Genomic DNA, 1,795 nt, shown 5'->3' with positions numbered 1-1,795 from the left:
GTGATCCCCTGTTTTACGGCTATTCAATACCTCTTCTTTCTTAGGGATTTCTACCTTGAAAATTCAACACCCGCCCCACCGCTTCACCCCCATGTCCCAATCCGCAACCGACTACCCCGTCCTGCTCATCGACGGCGACGCCCCGCTCAGCGAACTCCACGCCTGCGCCAGCGAGCGCCTCAACGCCGCCCTCGCCTACCTGCACCTGATGGCGTGTTCCAACGTCTCCGACTACGCCGAGCACGACATCAATACCGTCGCCAACACCGCTCGGATCATGGTCCAGGATGTGGCGGATGTGTTTTCGGTGATTGAGCGGCGGGGGTTTGATTCGCCTGCTGTGGCTTGATGTGATGTGAGCTGTAAGGAAACCCGCGTTGGCGGGTTTTCTGGTTTTTGGGGTAAGGGAAATGGGGGGTTGATCCAGTGTTGAGGATGACTGCGCCGCTGCCTTCGCAGCCTCGCTGGGGCTCGACAGCTCCCACAGGGGCAGGCGGTGGCCCGGCTGGCAGTCTTCTCTGCTCATGCCTATGATGTGGCTTTTCGTTGAATGCCTCAGGAAATGCCCATGCCCGCCCTCACCTTCCGCAACGCCCTCCCCGCCGACGCCGCGCGCTGCTTTGAGATTGAAATCACGGCCTATGAAGGCGACGAGGCCGCGACGCTGGAGAAGATTGCCACGCGTATTGCGCAGTACCCGGAGGGCTTTTTGATCCTTGAGGCGGATGGCGCGGTGGTGGGTTTCATCAACTGCGGTTGCGCCCATCAGGTGGTGATGTCGGACGAGGCGTTCAAGGAGTTGGTGGGGCATTCGGCCGAGGCACCGAATGTGGTGATCATGTCGGTGGTGGTCGACCCGGCGCATCAGGGCAAGGGGTATTCCAGGCGGCTGATGACCGAGTTTGTGCAGCGCATGCGTGGCCTGGGCAAGCAGACGATTCACTTGATGTGTAAGGAGCAACATGTGCCGCTATATACGCGCATGGGTTACACCTATGTGCAGCCTTCGCCGTCGGACCATGGCGGGATGGCGTGGCATGAGATGGTGATGGCGCTTTAAGCCAGGGAGAGTCGGGTGATGACGGCACCGCGCATTGAGATCAGCGACCAACCCAACCCAGACGCCGAGCGCATTTTGGGTAATGGCCTCGCGGCGTTCAACGAAGCTGTCACTGGCGCCAATGACCGTCGGCTGTTGACGGTGCTGGTCAAAGACCCGATCACCGAGCAAATCCTCGGCGGCATAACGGGCAAAACCAGCCTGGGCATGGCCTTCCTCGACCTGTTCCATTTGCCCGACGCCTTGCGCGGTTCGGGCCTCGGCAGTCAGTTGCTGCACGCCTTCGAAGACGAAGGCCGGCGCCGGGGTTGCCAGAATGCGGTGCTGTACACCCTCAGTTTCCAGGCGCCGGGGTTTTACGAGAAGCATGGCTGGGTGCGGTTTGGCGAGATCCCGTGCGAACCCGAGGGCAGCAGCCGGGTGTTTTTGTCTAAGCGGCTGTAACGCTCAGCGCCTTGCCAAACAGGCGGTTTCCATGGGTTTCGCCCTGAAAGGTATAGGTCGGCTCACCCAACGCCGCATACCCGCGCCGAGGGTAAAAGCCCAGTGCGCGTTCGTTGCCGACCCACACCGTCGCCCATAACAGCGAGGCGCCTTGGCGCGCCGCGTGGTGTTCCGCCGCTTGCAGCAGTTGTTGGCCGATACCCAGGCCGGTGAAGCGCTCCTGGATATACAGGCGTTGCAGTTCGGAAGCCGAGCCGACTTTTGTGGTGAGCGGGCTTGCCCCGCGCTGGG

The 1,795-nt window shown here is 61.3% G+C and carries 4 protein-coding genes; 3 read left to right on the top strand and 1 reads right to left on the bottom strand.

Annotated features, from left to right (window positions below; genetic code table 11):
- Positions 1 to 91: 91 nt before the first annotated feature.
- From WBB95_RS00255 to WBB95_RS00245, 3 genes are all read left to right on the top strand, one after another.
- Entirely contained in the window at positions 92 to 349 is a 258-nt protein-coding gene (locus WBB95_RS00255) for a fructose-bisphosphate aldolase (protein ID WP_424485766.1), read from the top strand.
- Positions 350 to 568: 219 nt separating this feature from the next.
- On the top strand, positions 569 to 1,060 hold the full coding sequence (locus tag WBB95_RS00250) for a GNAT family N-acetyltransferase (protein ID WP_424485765.1): 492 nt from the start codon (positions 569 to 571) through the stop codon (positions 1,058 to 1,060).
- A gap of 18 nt (positions 1,061 to 1,078) precedes the next feature.
- Positions 1,079 to 1,504, top strand: coding sequence for a GNAT family N-acetyltransferase (locus tag WBB95_RS00245; RefSeq protein ID WP_424485764.1), 426 nt, complete (start codon positions 1,079 to 1,081; stop codon positions 1,502 to 1,504).
- Here the strand turns inward: WBB95_RS00245 and WBB95_RS00240 are convergent.
- The coding region (locus tag WBB95_RS00240; protein WP_424485763.1) for a GNAT family N-acetyltransferase at positions 1,491 to 1,795 on the bottom strand (305 nt) is incomplete at its 5' end. The genes WBB95_RS00245 and WBB95_RS00240 overlap by 14 nt on opposite strands.

The organism is Pseudomonas sp. (assembly GCF_049645325.1).
Lineage (GTDB): Bacteria > Pseudomonadota > Gammaproteobacteria > Pseudomonadales > Pseudomonadaceae > Aquipseudomonas.
This window is presented reverse-complemented; position numbering and strand designations above follow the sequence as displayed.

Coding starts and splice junctions, on each gene's coding strand:
- WBB95_RS00255 (WP_424485766.1), top strand. CDS start 92: ATGTCCCAATCCGCAACCGACTACCCCGTCCTGCTCATCGACGGCGAC.
- WBB95_RS00250 (WP_424485765.1), top strand. CDS start 569: ATGCCCGCCCTCACCTTCCGCAACGCCCTCCCCGCCGACGCCGCGCGC.
- WBB95_RS00245 (WP_424485764.1), top strand. CDS start 1,079: ATGACGGCACCGCGCATTGAGATCAGCGACCAACCCAACCCAGACGCC.